Source organism: Ensifer sp. CCNWLY38 (genome assembly GCF_037120565.1).
In the GTDB taxonomy this organism is placed as follows: Bacteria; Pseudomonadota; Alphaproteobacteria; order Rhizobiales; family Rhizobiaceae; genus Ensifer; species Ensifer adhaerens_H.
The window spans coordinates 114,364-132,386 of sequence record NZ_JBBBBO010000014.1; the positions used below are offsets into that span (position 1 = coordinate 114,364).

At 61.9% G+C, this 18,023-nt stretch carries 12 protein-coding genes; 4 read left to right on the forward strand and 8 right to left on the reverse strand.

Annotated elements, in window-relative coordinates; all coding sequences use genetic code 11:
* Positions 1 to 185 precede the first annotated feature (185 nt).
* The 3 genes from V7S54_RS26725 to V7S54_RS26735 form a co-directional block, all read right to left on the reverse strand.
* Positions 186 to 1,985 carry an NAD(P)/FAD-dependent oxidoreductase gene (locus V7S54_RS26725; RefSeq protein ID WP_336409158.1) on the reverse strand — a complete coding sequence of 600 codons (1,800 nt, stop codon included), beginning with the start codon at positions 1,983 to 1,985 and terminating at the stop codon, positions 186 to 188.
* Between the two features lie 66 nt (positions 1,986 to 2,051).
* Positions 2,052 to 3,125 (reverse strand): 2,3-butanediol dehydrogenase, encoded by a 1,074-nt coding sequence (locus V7S54_RS26730; protein WP_336409157.1) that lies wholly within the window; start codon positions 3,123 to 3,125, stop codon positions 2,052 to 2,054.
* A gap of 162 nt (positions 3,126 to 3,287) precedes the next feature.
* Positions 3,288 to 5,159: a sigma-54-dependent Fis family transcriptional regulator gene (locus V7S54_RS26735; RefSeq protein ID WP_336409156.1), complete on the reverse strand. Its 1,872-nt coding sequence runs from the start codon at positions 5,157 to 5,159 to the stop codon at positions 3,288 to 3,290.
* Positions 5,160 to 5,510: 351 nt separating this feature from the next.
* On the opposite strand from V7S54_RS26735, the gene V7S54_RS26740 reads away from it, so the two are divergent.
* Positions 5,511 to 6,908, forward strand: coding sequence for a family 16 glycosylhydrolase (locus V7S54_RS26740; protein ID WP_336409155.1), 1,398 nt, complete (start codon positions 5,511 to 5,513; stop codon positions 6,906 to 6,908).
* Positions 6,909 to 7,243: 335 nt separating this feature from the next.
* Here the strand turns inward: V7S54_RS26740 and V7S54_RS26745 are convergent, their stop codons facing one another.
* Positions 7,244 to 7,669 (reverse strand): hypothetical protein, encoded by a 426-nt coding sequence (locus V7S54_RS26745; protein WP_336409154.1) that lies wholly within the window; start codon positions 7,667 to 7,669, stop codon positions 7,244 to 7,246.
* A 380-nt stretch (positions 7,670 to 8,049) separates the two neighbouring features.
* Here V7S54_RS26745 and V7S54_RS26750 point away from each other — a divergent pair, with 380 nt between their 5' ends.
* The gene (locus V7S54_RS26750) at positions 8,050 to 9,363 is read left to right on the forward strand and encodes an alkyl/aryl-sulfatase (protein ID WP_336409153.1); all 1,314 of its coding nucleotides are present in this window, start codon (positions 8,050 to 8,052) and stop codon (positions 9,361 to 9,363) included.
* A gap of 219 nt (positions 9,364 to 9,582) precedes the next feature.
* Here V7S54_RS26750 and V7S54_RS26755 read toward each other — a convergent pair whose 3' ends face one another.
* From V7S54_RS26755 to V7S54_RS26770, 4 genes are all read right to left on the reverse strand, one after another.
* A complete protein-coding gene (locus V7S54_RS26755) occupies positions 9,583 to 10,962 on the reverse strand; it encodes an aspartate aminotransferase family protein (protein ID WP_336409152.1) in 1,380 nt (459 codons plus the stop codon).
* A gap of 36 nt (positions 10,963 to 10,998) precedes the next feature.
* Entirely contained in the window at positions 10,999 to 12,495 is a 1,497-nt protein-coding gene (locus tag V7S54_RS26760; RefSeq protein ID WP_336409151.1) for an NAD-dependent succinate-semialdehyde dehydrogenase, read from the reverse strand.
* 173 nt (positions 12,496 to 12,668) lie between these two features.
* Positions 12,669 to 13,112 (reverse strand): MEKHLA domain-containing protein, encoded by a 444-nt coding sequence (locus V7S54_RS26765; protein WP_336409150.1) that lies wholly within the window; start codon positions 13,110 to 13,112, stop codon positions 12,669 to 12,671.
* Between the two features lie 217 nt (positions 13,113 to 13,329).
* Complete coding sequence (locus V7S54_RS26770; RefSeq protein ID WP_336409149.1) at positions 13,330 to 13,914, reverse strand: tyrosine phosphatase family protein; 585 nt, start codon at positions 13,912 to 13,914, stop codon at positions 13,330 to 13,332.
* 707 nt (positions 13,915 to 14,621) lie between these two features.
* Between V7S54_RS26770 and V7S54_RS26775 the strand changes: the two genes are divergently transcribed.
* Together V7S54_RS26775 and V7S54_RS26780 are read left to right on the forward strand one after the other, a co-directional pair.
* Positions 14,622 to 17,207 carry an SH3 domain-containing protein gene (locus tag V7S54_RS26775; RefSeq protein ID WP_336409148.1) on the forward strand — a complete coding sequence of 862 codons (2,586 nt, stop codon included), beginning with the start codon at positions 14,622 to 14,624 and terminating at the stop codon, positions 17,205 to 17,207.
* Between the two features lie 314 nt (positions 17,208 to 17,521).
* Positions 17,522 to 17,947 carry a plastocyanin/azurin family copper-binding protein gene (locus V7S54_RS26780; RefSeq protein ID WP_065373045.1) on the forward strand — a complete coding sequence of 142 codons (426 nt, stop codon included), beginning with the start codon at positions 17,522 to 17,524 and terminating at the stop codon, positions 17,945 to 17,947.
* The last annotated feature ends 76 nt before the right edge of the window (positions 17,948 to 18,023 follow it).

Consider the following 18,023-nt stretch of genomic DNA (forward strand, 5'->3'; position numbering starts at 1 on the left):
GGACTGGTAGGCGAGAGGGGGCCGCACGCGTGATGTGTGGTCCTTGGCACGACCATAGATAGGCGATAGTCGGCATCTCCGCTCGCAGCGGCCAGGACGTATCCAGATCTCCCGCCCAAAGCTAGGCTGGTCGTCTCGCGAGCACGAGAGAGGGCGGATAGCCGCCCTCTCTCGGCGCACTTACGTCAGCGTTTGTGATGAACGTTCTGCAGGCCATAGACCGGTGTCTGAATGCCTTCCAATCGTGCCTTCAGTTGCAGCGAGAGATACTGCGAGTAATGGCGCGACTGGTGCAGGTTGCCGCCGTGGAACCACAGCGCCTCCTGTTGCGTCGGCTTCCACATGTTGCGCTGCTCGCCCTCCCAGGGGCCGGGGTCCTTCGGCGTATCGGAACCGAGGCCCCAAACCTTGCCCACCCTGTCGGCGGTCTCCTGGTCGATGAGATCTGCGACCCAGCCGTTCATCGAGCCGTAGCCCGTCGCATAGACGATGACGTCGGCCGGGATCTCCTTGCCGTCAGACAGTTTTACGGAGGTTTCGGTGATCTCCTCCACCTGTCCCGCAGCAAGCTTCACCTTACCGTCGATGATCAGCTGCGAAGCGCCGATATCGATGTAATAGCCGGATCCGCGGCGCAGGTACTTCATGAAAAGACCCGAGCCATCCGCGCCCCAATCCAGCTGGAAGCCGGCTTTCTCCAGCGCCGCGTAGAAGTCGGCGTCGCGCTCGCGCATCTTGTCGTAAAGCGGGATCTGGAACTCGTGCATGATCCGATAGGGCAGCGAGGCGAAGATGAGGTCGGCCTTGCCCGTCGTCACCCCATTCGCCAGCGCCTGTTCGGAATAGAGCCCGCCGAGACCGATATCCATCAGCGTGTCGGATTTGACGATATGGGTCGTCGAGCGCTGGATCATCGTGACGTCGACGCCCGCTTCGTAAAGTGCGGCGCAGATGTCATGGGCCGAATTGTTCGAGCCGATCACGACAACCTTCTTGCCCTTGTAACCATCCGGCCCCGGGTGCTGCGAGGAATGATGCTGCTCACCCCTAAAGCGCCCGCGGCCCTTGAAATCCGGGATGTTCGCCTTGCCGGACATGCCGGTTGCAAAGACGAGCTGTTTCGGCCGCAGCACCACTTCCTCGCCGTCGCGGTCGACCACGATTGTCCATTCCTTCGTGGCTTCGTCCCATTTGGCCGACTTGGCGGTGGAGCGTGTCCAGTAGTTCAGCTCCATCACCTTCGTATAGAATTCCAGCCAATCGCCGATCTTGTCCTTTGGCGCGAAGACCGGCCAGTTCTTCGGGAAGTCGATGTAGGGCAGGTGATCGTACCAGACGGGGTCATGCAGGCAGAGCGACTTGTAGCGCTTGCGCCAGCTGTCGCCTGGCCGCTCGTTCTTTTCGAGGATGATGGTGGGCACGCCCAGCTGACGAAGCCGAGCGCCGAGCGCAATGCCGCCCTGTCCGCCGCCGATGATCACGACATAGGGCTGGTATTCATAACCGAGCGTGCGCTCCTCATGCTCGCGCTCCTCTTTCCAGGTCTTCGCGCCGAGATTCTGGCCGTGCTTGGCGCCGAGCGGGCGGGTAAAGCCGGACTTCTCCTCGTGGCCCTTGATTTCGGCAAGCGCCGTCAGCAGCGTCCAGATAAGGCCGTTCTTGATGCGCACGAGGCCATAGCCGCGCCCGGTCGCCGTCTCGAACGAGATCCAGCTTTCGAGCACGCCATCGGCCTCGGTCGCTTCTTCGCTGGCGGCGACGCGCCAATTGGAGGGCTTTGCGGAGGCGAGCTGCGCATGAAGCATGTCGCGCACCTGGTCTCGGCCCTCGACGGTCTTGATATTCCAGGTGAAGGCGACGAGGTCGCGCCAGTAGCATTCCTCGGCGAAGAAGTTGGCTGCATCGTCGATGCGGCCGGTTTCGAGCGCGTCGCCAAAGGTATCAAGCAGCGTCTGAACGCGGGTGGTGGGGGTCTTCTCGAGCATCGTTTCTCCTCCTGCTCTGTGATGAAGATGGGACGGCTCCTCAACCGTCCCGCAACGCGGACCGGCCTAACGCTTGAGGTCGATCAGTATTTTCAGATGGGTGCCGGCGGGATCGAGCAGCTTGTCGAACCCTGCCGAAACCGCCTCGCCGAGCGAGACATATTTGGTGACGATCCGCCGCGCCGGAATCTGGCCGCTCGCGATCAGGCGCGCGACACGCGGCCAGTAGTGGGTCGGGTAGGCCCAGGAACCGCGGATATCGATGTCCTTGAAGGTTACGTCGAACCAGTTCAACGGGTTTTCTCCGGGGTGAAGACCGGTCTGTACGACAACACCCTGCTTGCGCACGGCGCTTGCGCAGGCCTTGAGCGCATGTTCGTTGCCGACGCATTCGATGGCGACGTCGCAGCCGACACCGCCCTCGGTCTCGGCCTGGACGACGTCGCTGACCTTTTCCATCTTCGGATTGATCGTGCGGACGTCGCCCAGCGCTTCCTTGGCCAGCGACAGTCGCGTCTCGTTGGGGTCGGAGAGGAAGATCTTCGAAGCGCCGGCGGCTCGCGCAGCCATGGCGGCGAGAATGCCGATCGGCCCTGCGCCGGTGACCAGCACGCTGCTGCCGGCGGTGACGCCGCCGCGGTCGCAGGCGTAAACAGCGACTGCGGTGGGCTCGATCAGCGCAGCCTCCTCGTCGGACAGTGCATCGGGAATGGGCTGGACATTGTAGTCGTTGAGAAGCGCGGCTTCCGCCATTCCCCCGGAATGCCAGGAGAGGCCCGCAAGTGCGAGGTTGGCGCTCAGGTGAAACAGACCGCGATCGGCGTAATAGTCGCCACGGCGGGGCATGATCAGCGGTTGGACCGAGACCCGGTCGCCCGGCTTCACATGGCTGACCCCTTCGCCGACTGCCTTCACGACGCCGCCGAATTCATGACCAAGGATCTGTGGTCCATGGGCGCCGGTGAAGGGATGCGGCTCTTTCGGGATGAAGATCGGCCCATAGGCGTATTCATGCAGATCGGTCCCGCAGATGCCGCAGAAACGGTTCTCAACCAGCACCTCGCCCGGCCCAGGCTGAGGCGGGGCCGCGACATCGTCAATGCGTAGATCCCTGGCGGCGTGAAAGCGCAGAGCTTTCATTGTGTTTCCTCCTGTTGTTCTTGCACAGGAGGGGCAGCAAGGAGCATGCCAAATCGCGATTCCGCTTATTTCTGCGGTAATATCAATGGCTTCAAAATATCCGCAGCCGAAAGTCTCGGGGAATGCAACAGTTGCTGCGCAACAGGTGTTGCAGGCGTTGCGTCAGTTGAGACGCTTCAGGCGACGGTGGATGGTCGAGCGGTTGACGCCGAGCTTCCTTGCAAGTGCCGAGATGTTGTCGCCGCAGTCTCGCAGCGCCTGTCTCAATGCATCGTCCTCGCCTGGCAGCGAACGGATCTGGGTGGCGAAGAGATGTTCCGGCAGGCACTCGGTATCGATGAGGCCACCTTCGGAAAGTGCGGCGGCGACCCGCAGGACGTTGGAAAGCTCACGCAGATTTCCCGGCCATTCATGCGCCAGCAGGGCCGCCCGGGCGGCCTTGTCGATGCGGTAGGGCTCGTTGTTCTCCTTCTCGATGCGAGCGAGCAATTGGTCGATCAGCCAGCCGAGATCCTGGCGCTCTCGCAAGGCTGGCAGGCAGAGCGTCGCGGCGTTCAGGCGGTAATAAAGGTCTTCTCGGAAACGGCCTTCCTTCACCAGTTCCGCGAGATCGCGGTGGGAGGCGGAAACCACGCGCAGGCGGATCGGGCGCGCCTTCAGCGCGCCGACCGGCTGGACCTCATTTTCCGAGAGCACGCGCAACAGCCGGCTTTGCAGCGAGAGCGGCATGTCGCCGATCTCGTCGAGGAACAGGGTGCCGCCGTCGGCGTCCTCGATCAGGCCACGCTTGCCCTTCTGGCTGGCGCCAGTGAATGCGCCGGGCGCATAGCCAAAGAGTTCGGACTCGATGAGATGCTCCGGGATTGCCGCGCAATTGACCGCGACGAAGTTGCCATTGCCGCCGCAACTGTCATGGATCGCGCGCGCAAGATATTCCTTGCCGCTGCCCGTTTCCCCTTGAATGAGAATAGAGATGTTGCGGGTCGCAAGTTTCGCCGCGCGGGTCTGCACCCGTTCCATTGCGGCGTCGCCGCGACTGAGATCGCGCAAAGCCCGGGGGAGGCGCGGTGCCAGTCCGGCAGGCGCGCGAAGGCTGACGACGGGTGCGATGGCACTGGCGAAAAGGACAAGACCACTCTTGGCTCGAAGCAGCCGTTCGCCGTTCGGCCGGCCGCGCATGAAATTTGGCAGGTCGTCCACGTCGATATCGAAGACCTCCGAGACCGGAAGTCCGAGAAAATCACGCGTTCTGAGGCCGCGGATGTTCATCGAGCGGGCGAGTGCGCCAAAACCGCCATGGGTCATGCCAGTGATACGCCCGCTGCCATCCAGGGCGATGGCGGCGTCCGGGTCGACATCAAGGAATTCCGGGGAGCGCGCAAGCCGCAGGACCCAGTCATTGCGGGTACGGGTCATGAGATTGGCGAGCTCGATCCGCCGCGCAGTGGCGGACACCAGATGCAGCGCCAGTTGCTGGCTCGCCTTGGCGGTGGGTGACCGGAGCTGGGAGATGTCGAGCACGGCGGTAAGGTCGCCAAGCGTGTCGAAGACGGGCGCCGCCGTACAGGTCAGTCCGATATGGCTGGCGTCGAAATGATCGTCCTGATGAATGATGACCGGTTCGCCGGAGACGATGCACGCCCCGACCGCACAGGTTCCTGCTCGGCTCTCCGACCACTCCGAGCCGAGATAGAGCCCCGCCTTGCGCAGCTGGTTGTCGAAAGTCGGGTCGCCCATGAAATCGACGGTGACGCCACGCGCATCGGACAGCAACAGAACATAGTTCTGTTCGGCGACCTGGTTGAACAGCCCTTCAAGGCCGGAGCGGCCGATGCGGATCAGTTCTTCGGCCTGTTCGCGATGCTCGCGCAGCTTCGATCCCGGAACGATATAGGCTTCCTGCGCGATCGTCGGATCCAGCTTGTAATCATTGAGGCAGCGAAGCCAGGATTGGACCACGGGTGCATCGCGCGGGCTCGCAGCGCCCAAGCCAACACGCTCTATCTCACGTATATGCGATAGCGGTGTTGTCATCGATCGGCCTCCCAAGCGGGAAGCTGACACACTCTCGGCGTGTCGACAATCCATATCTATCAATAGGCAAAGCAGCGACCGGTAGGGACTTCCCATGCGGTATCGATCGGAATCCGCGCCATCGTGATGCTGCGGTCTGAGTGCGTTTTCGTTTCTCCATTCTAAGAATCGCGTCGCCGGCGCTTTTCGGCGAGTGCTTCGATCCCCGCGGGAGTCTATCCGCGCCCATTGCTATCGCGGTTAAAAAATGCACAGGGGCAAAAGAGTTGGAGGTGTGGGCGACAGGCCACAGTCAGAGATGCTAGGGGTGCTCACCGGGAAGGGGCACTTTATCTAGCAGGAGACTTCTCGATGAGCAGAACTGCCATGAACGCCCTAGGACAACCGGTCTATTACAGCGGAAGTTCGACGGCATGGTATTCCGCAACCGGATCCGGACCGAGCCTTTACGGCACGCCCGCCAATGATTCCATCTGGGGCGATAGTTCCGTCGACGTAACGATGATCGGCGGCACGGGCGACGACATCTACTACCTTTATTCATCGACGAACCGGGCCGAAGAGGCCCCCGGCGAAGGCGTAGACACGATCGATACGTGGATGAGCTACACCTTGCCGGAAAATTTCGAGAACCTGACCGTCACCGGCAACGACCGATATGCGTTCGGCAATAGTGCCGACAATATCATCACCGGTGGTTCGGGCAGCCAGACCATCGACGGACGCGCAGGTAACGACGTGGTTATCGGCGCCGGTGGAGCCGATACCTTCGTGTTCGGACACGGCAACGGCAGCGACCTCATCGCCGATTTCAGTTCCAACGACACTGTCCGCCTCGATGGCTATGGCTTCACCTCGTTCGACCAGGTCCTGGCCAATTCTGCCCAGGAGGGCGACGATCTCCGCCTTCATCTCGCCGAAGGCGAAAGTGTGGTCTTCGCCGATACGACAACCGACCAATTGCAGGAGAGCCAGTTCAAGCTGAGCCTGGACCGGTCCGCCTTCACGCAGACTTTCTCGGATGATTTCGACACGCTTCAACTCCGCAGCGACACAGGCGGTGTCTGGGATGCGAAATACTGGTGGGCGCCGGAAGAGGGGGCAACGCTAACCGAAAACGGCGAGCTGCAATGGTACGTCAATCCGAGTTATGAGCCGACCGCTTCCGTCAACCCGTTTTCCGTTGAGGACGGCGTGCTGACGATCACCGCCGAGCGCGCCTCGGAAGAAATCCAGTCCGAGATCGGTGGCTATGATTACACATCCGGGATGCTGACGACCTATTCGTCCTTCGCCCAGACCTATGGCTACTTCGAGATGCGAGCCGACATGCCGGACGATCAAGGCGCCTGGCCCGCTTTCTGGCTGCTACCCGCCGACGGCTCCTGGCCGCCGGAACTAGACGTCGTCGAAATGCGCGGGCAGGACACCAATACCGTGATCACCACCGCCCACTCCAACGAAAGCGGCGAGCACACCGTGAGCCGAGACGGAGTGCAGGTCGCCGATACTGATGGGTTTCACGACTATGGCGTGCTTTGGACGGAGGATGAGATCGTCTGGTACTTCGACGACACGGAGATCGCCCGCACGGACACGCCCGCGGATATGCACGAGCCGATGTATATGCTCGTCAATCTCGCGGTTGGAGGGATGGCCGACACGCCTAATGACGACTTTGCCGACGGCGCGGAGATGAAGATCGACTCAATCGAGGCGTACTCGCTGGACTCCGACTGGGATATCTAAGCGGACGACGAAGGGTCGGCCGCTTTCGGAGCGGCCCACCCTGCCAAACGGCCATGACCATGCGCAGCGTCTGTACGGATGGGCTCCGCCTTCGTCGGGTTCCGTGGCGAACCGGATGTCACTACCCGACGCAACGGCCAGGACGCGAGGGACGGCCACATCAGCGCCAGTCTGTGCATCCGGTTCCTCTATCGTCTTGCAGGGTTTCGAGAAGCAAGCTCATTTCCCCGAGCGCAACGGTTTGGGACATGGCAATATCCAGAAGCGCGTCTCTGAACCGGCTGCGCTGCGAGGCGTCGCGTCGCTGCAAGCCTTCGAAACGCGCTGGGCAAAGGTCACTCGCTGGGTGCGGCACGATTGCTCGCCTCCTGCACCACGCCGGATGAATGGCGAACCTGGCGCGATTGTCGTAGCAGATAGGAACCCAACTCTGCGGCGGCAGCGATATCGGCAAAGAGCAGACCCGCCTCCGCCATGGTGCCGTCGTCGAGCGCATCTGTTTCGTTCGGGTCGAAGTCGTCCAGCAGTTCGAGAAGTGCCGCGATCCTACGCCGTTGCTCGCCGGCCGCGGTCAACAGGCTCCGCTCGATCCGCTCGCGCTCCAGCCTCTCAAGGTCGCGCAGTGCCTCGCCCACGCGGTCACGGCATTCGCAGTCGATGGCGCTGCTCAAGACCGCGCCGTGCATCCGTGCGATCGCACGGCTGATGTCCTCTTTTGTCTGGGCCAATGTCGATGTCATCGCGGGTTCGGCTGCTCGCATTACGTTTGTTCCACGTCCAGAGTTGCGTAGCGGCATATTTCGGCGCTGCGCCAATCACGATCCGGCATTTCGACGTCCAGCCTAAAGGCAAGAGGGGCCGGGCTGTTTGAACCAGCGCAAAGAAAGGTAGCTTTCCACTGGCACGCCGCTTGGCCAGGACAGCCGGCCGCGTTTTAGCCCTACGGCCGAAGAGACTTGACGTCTCCGACGATCACCACGCAGACCTCGGCCGCAAGGAAGGACGGGACTTCCGTCAGTTATTCCCATATCAAGTCCACGGGATGCGTTGCAGTCGCAACCGCAACGACAGACGGCCGGTCGCCGTCATTTCTGAACGTACCATGCCAGGCTCGTGGAGCCGTGAAGTAGGACTAACCTTGATGGTCGCATCAACACTCGGGCAGTCGTCGCCCGCGTCTCCAGCTGAATTCGCCGGGCGCGAGCAACTGCGTGCGAGTTCCGCAGAATTCCGGAAGGAAGTCATCGAAATCACGGACGGTGTCTTTGCTGCCGTGGGCTATTCGGCGAGCAATGTCACGCTGATCCAGGGGGAGAAAGGCACCATTATCGTCGACACGTCTGCAAACCCCGTCGACGCGAAGGCGATCGTGGACGCCTTCGGGAATCGCTTCGTACGTCCCGTCCTGGCAATCATCTACACGCACAATCACCCGGACCATTCCGGCGGCGCGAGCGTGTTTGCCGGATCTGACAACCCCGAAATCTACAGCCATCAGACGCTGTTGGAATCTGGTCCTGAGTTCGGAAGAGCACCGCGCGACGGCGGTGATGCCTTCGGCACCAAGCTCGCTGACCATCTGTTCATCAACGCGGGTACGCAGCTCGAATATGGCCGTGTGACCCCGCATACGCGGGAGGGATTCCTGCCGCCGACCCGCACATTCAGAGGGGAGAGCGAGACCATAGAGCTGGCGGGGGTGCAGATGCAGCTCATCCATACGCCAGGGGAGTCTCCTGAGAACACGGCGATCTGGATCGCCGGGAAGGGAGTGCTGGTCCCCGGCGATGATTTTCTGAAATCATACCCGAACCTCTCGCCGATCCGCGGCCTGAAGCTGAGGCCGCCGGAGAAGTGGATCGCAAGCCTCGACAAAATGCTCGCCTTGGACGCCACCTACATGGTCCAGGGCCACATGCGCCCGATCCTCGGGAAGGACGAGGTCCGCAAGGCTCTCACCGATTACCGCGACGGCATCAAGACCGTCCTCGACCAGACCCTGGCCGGTATCAAACAAGGAAAGACACCCGACGAGCTTGTTCAGGAGGTGAAACTCTCTCCTGAGCTCTCAAAGAGCCCCTACCTGCAAGAATACTATGGCACTGTCGCGTGGGCTGTGCGTGGTATTTACGCCGATTACGTCGGCTGGTTCGATGGAAATGCCACGAATTTGAATCCTCTGCCGCCCGGGGAGCGCGCCCGAAAGATGCTCGAAATGGCAGGAGGCCTAGATAAGGTCATCGCCCGCGCCCGGGAAGCCATTGAGGCCAAGGAGTTTCAATGGGCGGCAGAAATGATCGACCATGTGTTGGCCGTTGACCCTGCGAACATGGCAGCCAAGGAGATCAAGGCTCGGGCGCTGACCGAGTTGGGCGAACGCCAGATCAATGCTAACGCCCGGAACTATTACCTCACCACAGCTCAATACCTGCTGAAGCGAGAGAGGCAGGCGTAGCTGTGTCCGCGCGGGCACGCCATCGTTCTAGAATTCGCTTCAAGGTGAGGAACGGAGGTTTCTTCGGTCCGAGACACCAGAGGCTTCATTGAGCGCGTGGCCGCGGGCCCTCCTGAACTTCGAGCTTATGCCCGGTCGCTTGCGCGGCCGGGCATGCAGGGAATGGAAACGCATGATTGCGCCATTGGGCCTCTTTCATCGTTTCCTGCTCGCCGGGCCTTACTTTGAGCCGAGCACGGATGTGATCGCGTCTGCGGCCGCTTTCACGACGATGTCAGCCTCTTTCTTCGTCAGGCAGAGTGGTGGTGCGAAGCCGAGGATGTCGCCTTGGGGCATGGCGCGGCCGATGACACCGCGTTCCAGGAGGGCGGCGGCGATCTGCGGGCCGACCTTTTTTGCCGGGTCGAAGAAGGCCCGGTCGTCCTTGTCCTCGACGAACTCGACCGCCGCCATCAATCCGTCGCCACGCACGTCGCCGACATGCTTGTGGTCGGCAAGCGCTTTCGCCAGTTCCGAGCGGAAATAGGCGCCGGTTTTGCCTGCGTTCTCGACAAGGCCCAATTCGTCGATCAGTTCGAGATTGGCAACGCCCGCGGCCCCGCAGATCGGATGAGCGGAATAGGTCCAGCCATGGCCGATCGCGCCCAGCTCGTCAGAGCCCTGCACCAGCACCTGCCACATGTTGTCGGAGACGATCGTGCCGGAAAGGGGCGCATAGGCAGAGGTCAGGCCCTTGGCAATGGTGATGAGGTCGGGCTTCATGCCGTAATGGTCGGAGCCGAACATCGTGCCGAGGCGGCCGAAGCCGGTAACCACCTCGTCGGCGACGAGCAGGATGTCGTATTTTTCGAGCACCGCCTGGATCTTCTGCCAGTAGCCCTTCGGCGGTGGCACGATGCCGCCGGTACCGAGGATCGGCTCACCGATGAAGGCGGCGATCGTCTCCGCGCCCTCGGCCAAGATCATCTCTTCGAGCTTGTCGGCGCAGTATTGCGAGAACTGCTCTTCATCCATCGACCGGTCCGGGCGGCGGAAGAAGTAGGGCGCTTCCGTGTGCAGGATCGGCGCGCGCGGCAGGTCGAAAGCGTTGTGGAAGAGATGCAAGCCGGTCAGCGAACCCGTCATGACGCCGGAACCGTGATAGCCGCGCCAGCGTGAGATGATCTTCTTCTTTTCCGGCCGGCCGAGGATGTTGTTGTAGTACCAGATCAGCTTGATGTTGGTCTCGTTGGCATCCGAGCCTGAAAGACCGAAATAGACACGGCTCATGCCCTGCGGTGCGCGATCGATGATCATCCTGGACAGCGTGATCGAGGCTTCCGTGCCGTGACCGACATAGGCGTGGTAGTAAGCGAGGTCCTTGGCCTGCTCTGCGATTGCGTCGGCGATCTTCTGCCGGCCGTAGCCGACATTGACGCAGTAGAGGCCGGCAAAGGCGTCAAGGCTCGTCCTGCCGCTGGTGTCGGTAATGTAGACGCCCTCGCCGCCGCCGATGACCCGAGTCGGCGTCTCGCCGCGCGCATGCATGCCCATATGCGTGGACGGGTGGAAGAAGTGGTCACGGTCTGAGGCCGCAAGTTCGTTGCTTCTGTCGAGCATGGTTTTTCCTTTCGCGTATGAATGTGGCGCCCGCGCTCAGGCGGCCGTGTCGATGCAGAGATATTTGAGCTCGGTGAAGGCCTCGATGCCGTGGCGGGAGCCTTCGCGGCCGAGGCCCGACTGCTTCCAGCCGCCGAAGGGAATGGGGCCGCCGGTGATCTTCACGCGGTTGATGGCAACCATGCCGTACTCCAGCGCACGTCCGAGACGCATCTGACGCGCGCCGTTCTCGGTGACGACATAGGCGACCAGGCCGTATTCGGTGTCGTTGGCGCGGGCGATCACTTCGTCCTCGTCGTCGAAGGCCGTCACGGCTGCGACCGGACCGAAGGTCTCTTCGCGCATGATCAGTGCCTCGTCGGGCACGTCGGTCAGGAGCGTGGGTTCAAAGAAAAACGGCCCGGCCAGGTGGCGTCGTCCGCCGACTGCGAGTTTGGCGCCAAGCCGCAAAGCGTCGGCAAGCTGCTCCTCAACCTTGGCGATCGCTCGTTCGTGCATCAGCGGCCCGATTTCGCTGTCGCGGTCGAGCCCGGCGCCGACCTTCAAGCGCGCGATCCGTGCAGCAAAGGCCTCCTCAAAGGCCCCGAGGATCGGCCGCTCGACAAAGATGCGATTGGCAGCGAGGCAATCCTGGCCAGACGTCGCGAACTTTGCGGCGATTGCGATATCGGCTGCCTTCTCCACGTCCGCATCGGCGAAGATGATCAGCGGCGCGTGGCCGCCGAGTTCCATGACCAGCCGCTTCATGGTCTGAGTGCACTGGCTGGCGATCAGCTTGCCGATTTCTGTCGACCCGGTGAAGCTCATGGCGCGAATGCGCGCATCGGCGTTCATGCGGCCGACGATGGTGGCGGCATCCCCTGTCACCACGTTGAAGACACCTGAGGGCAGGCCGGCCCGCTCGCCGAGTTCGGCAAGGGCAAGCGCTGAAAGCGGCGTTTCGCTGGAGGGATGTGCAACGACGGTGCAGCCGGCGGCAAGGGCCGCTGCAGCCTTGCGGGTGATCATGGCGGAGGGGAAATTCCACGGCGTCACGATGCCGACGACGCCGAGGGCCTCGCGGCGCACGATCATCTCGGCTCCCGGAAGGTGGCTGGTGACGCTTTCGGCGTTGAGGCGCTTTCCTTCCTCGGCATACCACTCGATGAAAGAGGCCGCATAGTCGATCTCGCCACGCGACTCGGCAAGCGGCTTGCCCTGTTCCAGCGTCATCAGCAGCGCAAGATCCTCGCGGGCGTCGAGCACCAGGTCATGCCACTTGCGCAGGATCGCAGCGCGTTGTTGCGGCAGCATGGTGCGCCAGGCGGGCAGCGCGTCGCTCGCGGCCGAGATGGCCTCCCCGGTCTGCTCGGCATCAAGGGCCGCGACCCAGGCAAGGGTCGCCGACGAGGCGGGATCGGTCACCTTGAAGCCGGCACCCTCGTGGCCGGCGATCCAGCGGCCGCCGACATAGGCGAGCTCTCGCAACAGGTGCGGATCGGCAAGGCGGGCGAGGGCGTCGTGAAAGGTCGTGCGGGCAAATACGGCGGTCATGGCGGCCTCCTCTTGTTGTGTGGAGGAAGTCTGCCAGAGGGAGGGCGACAGATTGTCTATTGCCGGGGTGGGCGGCAGAGACTTTGGCCAAAGGTAGGGGTGACCGTAGCCAATCTCTCTATTCGGAGGTGAAGCAGTGCCCCGAGCGATCAAGAGATGAGGCGCAAAAGCGCTTACTGGTCCTTCCAGGTGTGAAACACGGCGGCTTGGCCGACACAGGCGCCGTCGGAACGCACAAGCTGCCAGACGGTCGCCTCTTCGATCCAGAACCGGCGTCCGGATTTCGCGATCCGAACGCCACGATAGTTGTCGATGAAACCCTTGGCAGAGACGCCGTCTAGAAGGCGCTGCCTTTCTTCGCGGTCTGGCGCCTCGGCAGAAAGGCGTGACGGCATGCCGATGAATTCCTCCCAGGAGTATCCGAAACAGGCCTGGGCCGTCTTGTTCGCGTATACGAAGCGCGGATCCTCGGATCGGTCATGTGCGAGCAGGGCGAACGGCGCGGATTCATAGAGCCATCTGCCATCCGCGGAAGGACCACCTAAGCTTCTGCCTGTCAGCTGGCGGAAGCTTGCGATCATCAGTGCGGAGATTTCTTCGACGTCACGCTCGCTCATCATGCCGTTCCCTTTTGCTATGCGTCGCCATTGGCCGCATCTTGCACACATCGGCCATCGTGGAGACTGGAGTCCGCTGTCGCTGCTGCCCTGGTTTCCGGCCAGCCAACTGGATCGCGTGGTGTTCCTGAAGGCGGGCGCTCTGCGAAGAATTCTAGGATATCCAGGCTGAGCGCCTCTGCCGATGTTCCCTCGAGACTGCGTGCGCCTTAGGCGGTCAGTCGTGGATGGCCATCTGCAATTCGGCATCGCGGCCGAGTGTCGTCATCCATTCGGTGAACTCGGGGCGGCTCTTGATCTGCCGACCATAGTGACGGCCAAGCGCCGCAGTGAGCTCACCCCGGCGGCCGAGCTGTTCGTCGGCAAAGCCAATCATCTGGGAATTCGGCCACGCTTGCGGGCGGATGGCGACAAGGCGGGCAAAGAGGCTTTCGCCGGGCTCATCCGGGTTTGCCTGCGCCATGAGGGTCAGCATGGCTGCCGTCGAGCGCGATACGCCCATATGGCAGTGAACCAGCACATGGCTCGCGGCTTCCCGATCTTGCCGCATCAGGAAATCCGTACCAAAGCGAAGAACGGCTTCCACGTGGTTCGGGCGGGGCATCACCCGGTTCGGTGCCGCCGCAATGATATCGTGGAAACGCAGCGTCGTGCGGTGGTGTTCGCCGTAGGCGCCGAATGCTTCCAGTTCCGGAAGTTCCGGATCGACGATCGACAGAACATGGGTCACGTTTCGGCTGCTCTGCCCCGGAAGTTCCTCGATACCGCAAACGGTCAGCACCGGAGAAAAGGTCGTTTCCATGTCCACTATCCTTGCATCAGTTTCATGAAGCATCTGCCCCGCATTTGCGCGCGAGCAGGGCAAAAAAGCACGTCGAGCATCATACATCGGGTGCCGCAGATCGGCACGATGACGGGTGGATCGACGCGCGGCAGGCGTTGAGAATGACGTTTTCATCGGCGGGAGGCGACGATGAAGCCGCCGGGAGAGATGGAAACTATACGTGCGCCGACCCACTTTGCAATCTCGATATTCGGAAACAGGATAGCTCTTGTGGCCCGAAAAGGAGAGCACGAAAAGCATGCGCTTTGCCGTCGGGCGGGGCGCCGAGACCATCAGCAAGGTTGGACATTCATGACACCAGTCCGCATGCCGTTCTCCAGCCGCCCACCAACCGGGGGGTGTCGACGACAAACTGCAATCATTCTCGCGCTCCCGCAACCGAAGTGCGTTGCCATCGGTGCTTTTCCGCGCTGGCCGGCAGTATCGCACGCAACCGTGGGTGCCGGCTCTACGGGTAACAAAGAAGGCGTCGTTCAGCGCCCGGTTTAATCAGAAGTTGGCCATGTTGCCAGTTGCACTCGCCATCGAATGTGCAATGATTCCGAATTGAATGACGCCCGAATAGCTGCGATCCCCAAACACCTTTCCGCGGCGATCCGTGTCTAGTGCAACTTCTAGCCAACAGGATTTGAACACACCTTACACATCAATGAAGGAATGTGATCATGCGTAGAATTCTTGCCTACCTCACGGTCGCTTCGTTCTTCTCGACCTCTGCTTTTGCGGACCCCGCCGTCCTGACGGCAAATGTGAATTTCAGGGTAGGCCCAGGCACCGGATTTGACGCGATACGCGTCATCCCCCAAGGCGAGGAAGTCGATATCAAGGAGTGTGATGCGGAAGCCTCCTGGTGTGCAGTAAGTTTCGCCGGCGCAAATGGGTTCGTTGCGGGTAAATATCTCAATCAGTCCGATGCCACCGCGCCGGCCTGGCCAAGGGTGTTCAACACCGACAAGGGCGCGACGATCACGCTCTTTCAGCCGCAGATAACATCCTGGAAGGATTTCAAGGAACTCGAGGCTCTTGTTGCCACCGAGCTCAAATCGTCGTCTGCCGACGCGAAGCCGGTCTACGGGGTCATCGGTCTTTCAGCCAAGACCGTCGCGGACGATGCATCCGAAAACGTCACGCTGACGGATGTCCGCACCACCCGGCTCGACTTCTCCGCGCTGAACCGCCAGCAACTTGCCGATCTTGCGCTCGAAATCGGCAAGCTTGTTCCGACCGATCCGATCGTCGTGTCGCAGCAACGGCTGGCCGCGAGCCTTGCGGATTTCCAGCGTCTCGCAGACGTTCCGGATATCAAGGCCGACCCGCCGCCGATCTTTGAGAGCGAGGCGCCAGCGATCCTGTTGCAGACGGACGGCAAGGCGGTTACGGCCCCGGTCAAGGGCGTTGAGGGCCTATCGTTCGTGGTCAACACGAACTGGGACCTGTTCAAGGTCGAGCAATCGGGCGACTACTATCTGCGAAGCGACAAGAACTGGCTCACCTCGAAGACATTGGAGACCGGCTGGGTCGAGACCGAAACGGTTCCGGACCTGTTTTCGAAACTGCCTGACATCGAGAACTGGAAAGGGGTAAAGGGCTCCCTGCCGCCAACGCGCTTCAATGAGAACGAAATCCCGAAGGTTTTCTATTCCGAGAAGCCGGCGGAGCTTTTGATCTTTGACGGAAAGCCTGTTCTGGAACCGGTGGCGGGGACTGGGCTTGACTGGGTTTCCAACACCACCAGCGCCGTCTTTTTCCATCGGGCCAGCAAGGTCTGGTACACCCTTCTCTCCGGGCGATGGTTTTCGTCGGCCTCGCTCGCAGGACCCTGGAGCTTTGCCACTCCCGATCTGCCGGAAGATTTCGTGAACCTACCCGACGACGAGTCCTACTCCGCAGTTCGCGCGTCTATTCCCGGCACGTCCGAAAGCGCGATGGCGCGTTTGAGGGCGAGTATTCCGAAGCTTGCGCGGGTTACGACCGATGGGTCGTTGAAGGTGGACGTTCACTACAACGGCGAGCCGAAGTTCGAGCCGATCGAAGGCACGTCTCTGTTTTATGCCGTCAACGCGAACGAGCAGGTTATCAAGGTCGCGGACAAGTATTTCGTCCTCAAGGATGGCATCTGGTTCGTCGGCGATACGCCGATCGGGCCCTTTGCCGTTGCGCGCGCGGTTGCTGACGAGATCTACGGCATTCCATCGTCGTCGCCGGTCTATAACGCCACCTATGTCCGCGTTTACGACACGGAGCCGGACGCTGTCTGGTATGGCTACACCCTCGGCTACCTCTATACGTATCTCGCCTGGGACACCGTCGTCTGGGGATCGGGGTGGTACTATCCGCCCTATTGGGACTATTACGACGACGATTGGCCCTACTATCCGCCACCCATCAGCTACGGCTTTGGCGCCTCATACAACCCGGCCTACGGAACCTTCGGCCGCTATGGCTACGCCTACGGTCCCGAGAGGGGGTTGGCGTTTGGCGCGGCTTATAATCCCGTCACCGGGACCCGGTTCAGCGCTGGCGCGGTGGCAGGACCTGGCGGCGAGCGGGGCTTCATCTCCGCCTACAATCCAAGAACCGGCAACGCGATGGTTGCCCGGGGCGGGCAGAATGTCTACGGTTCCTGGGGCAGCGTTGCCGTCAAGCACGGTGGAGAATTCGCGCGGATCAGCGGCGGCACGACCGGCAGTGCCGGCGGTCTGCGCTGGCGCAACACGGAAGGCAACAAGGGCTTTATCGTTGGCAGCAAGGGCGGCGACGTTTATGCCGGCCGCGACGGCAGCGTCTATCGCCGCCAGGACGGAACGTGGCAGAAGCACACGCCGGATGGCTGGCAGCCCGTTCAGCGGCCGGACGGTGAGAACCTCCGGAATGCGGCAGCCAGCAGGCCGCAGGCGGCGCAACGCATTCAGAACCGGGCCGAGACGCGGCCGGCACCGCGGCGCAACCAGCAGGCTCGTCAGCGGGCGCCGGATCATCTTTCCTTCGATCGGGCCGGAAGACAGTTCGGCAACCAGAATGAGCTGAGCCGCAACTACGGCCGGCTCTATCAGGAGTCTGGCCGCAACTTCCAAAGCTTCGACCGTGGCGGCTATAGCGGTGGCGGCTTCCAAGGCGGCAACCGCGGCGGCTTCCACGGCGGCGGCGGTCGGGGCGGTGGGGCGGCCATCCGTAGCGGCGGCGGCGGCCGGGGCGGCGGGGCAGGCTTCCGCGGCGGTGGTGGAGGACGTGGCGGCGGTGGGCGGCGCTAGGTCCGCAGAGGGGACGGCCACAACCGCCTTCGTCCAGCCCGCCATGTTCTGGAGGAAGCCGCCGGAAGGGGCTTCCAACCAGACGACGGGGCGTAAGCCGTCCCATAAAGCAGGTCGCACGACAGCCGATGGACAGGATGCGTCGCCTAGAACGGCGTCGGGACCGTATGGCCTGCGGGTCGGCGGCCCTGCTCATCGGCGCGGCACAAGCGTGCGAATTGTGCTTCGGAGAAGAGCCCTTGGGGCAGCAATGCCACTCTGCTCCCGACATGGCACATTTCGCCAGCAAAGCCAGCAAAAAAGGGAAACTCAAGATGCGGTTCAGCCGAAACAAGCTAGCAGTGCTTACTTTCATCTGTCTGGCGTCGCCGGCATTTGCCGGCACGACCGTCAAGGTTGTCGAGAGCGGCGAGACGGGCGGCAAGATGACCCTCACGCTAGACCAATCGACCATCAAGGCGGGCGAGACGACCTTTATGGTTCACAACGACGCAATGACGGAAGAACACGAGATGGTTCTGATCAAGCTGAAATCGGCTGACCAGAAGATCGATGTCGTCGCGGCCAAGCACCGTGTCAATGAAAAACAGCTGAAAAGCCTCGGCGAAGTATCCGACCTAAAGCCGGGTACCGATGGCCAGTTGAAGGCCAAGCTCACGCCGGGCTCCTATGTCCTGCTCTGCAACATCAAGGGACACTTCGAGGCTGGCATGCATGCGATGCTGACGGTCACAAAGTAGCCCGCGTCTGCCACGGTGACACTCGATTGCAGCGGCGGTCAGCGTATGGCCGCCGTTCGTGCAGTAGGATTGGGCC

What these genes read in the sequence shown, in the direction of transcription:
- V7S54_RS26725 (WP_336409158.1), bottom strand. Translation starts at nt 1,985, where the DNA reads ATGCTCGAGAAGACCCCCACCACCCGCGTTCAGACGCTGCTTGATACC.
- V7S54_RS26730 (WP_336409157.1), bottom strand. Translation starts at nt 3,125, where the DNA reads ATGAAAGCTCTGCGCTTTCACGCCGCCAGGGATCTACGCATTGACGAT.
- V7S54_RS26735 (WP_336409156.1), bottom strand. Translation starts at nt 5,159, where the DNA reads ATGACAACACCGCTATCGCATATACGTGAGATAGAGCGTGTTGGCTTG.
- V7S54_RS26740 (WP_336409155.1), top strand. Translation starts at nt 5,511, where the DNA reads ATGAGCAGAACTGCCATGAACGCCCTAGGACAACCGGTCTATTACAGC.
- V7S54_RS26745 (WP_336409154.1), bottom strand. Translation starts at nt 7,669, where the DNA reads ATGCGAGCAGCCGAACCCGCGATGACATCGACATTGGCCCAGACAAAA.
- V7S54_RS26750 (WP_336409153.1), top strand. Translation starts at nt 8,050, where the DNA reads ATGGTCGCATCAACACTCGGGCAGTCGTCGCCCGCGTCTCCAGCTGAA.
- V7S54_RS26755 (WP_336409152.1), bottom strand. Translation starts at nt 10,962, where the DNA reads ATGCTCGACAGAAGCAACGAACTTGCGGCCTCAGACCGTGACCACTTC.
- V7S54_RS26760 (WP_336409151.1), bottom strand. Translation starts at nt 12,495, where the DNA reads ATGACCGCCGTATTTGCCCGCACGACCTTTCACGACGCCCTCGCCCGC.
- V7S54_RS26765 (WP_336409150.1), bottom strand. Translation starts at nt 13,112, where the DNA reads ATGAGCGAGCGTGACGTCGAAGAAATCTCCGCACTGATGATCGCAAGC.
- V7S54_RS26770 (WP_336409149.1), bottom strand. Translation starts at nt 13,914, where the DNA reads ATGGAAACGACCTTTTCTCCGGTGCTGACCGTTTGCGGTATCGAGGAA.
- V7S54_RS26775 (WP_336409148.1), top strand. Translation starts at nt 14,622, where the DNA reads ATGCGTAGAATTCTTGCCTACCTCACGGTCGCTTCGTTCTTCTCGACC.
- V7S54_RS26780 (WP_065373045.1), top strand. Translation starts at nt 17,522, where the DNA reads ATGCGGTTCAGCCGAAACAAGCTAGCAGTGCTTACTTTCATCTGTCTG.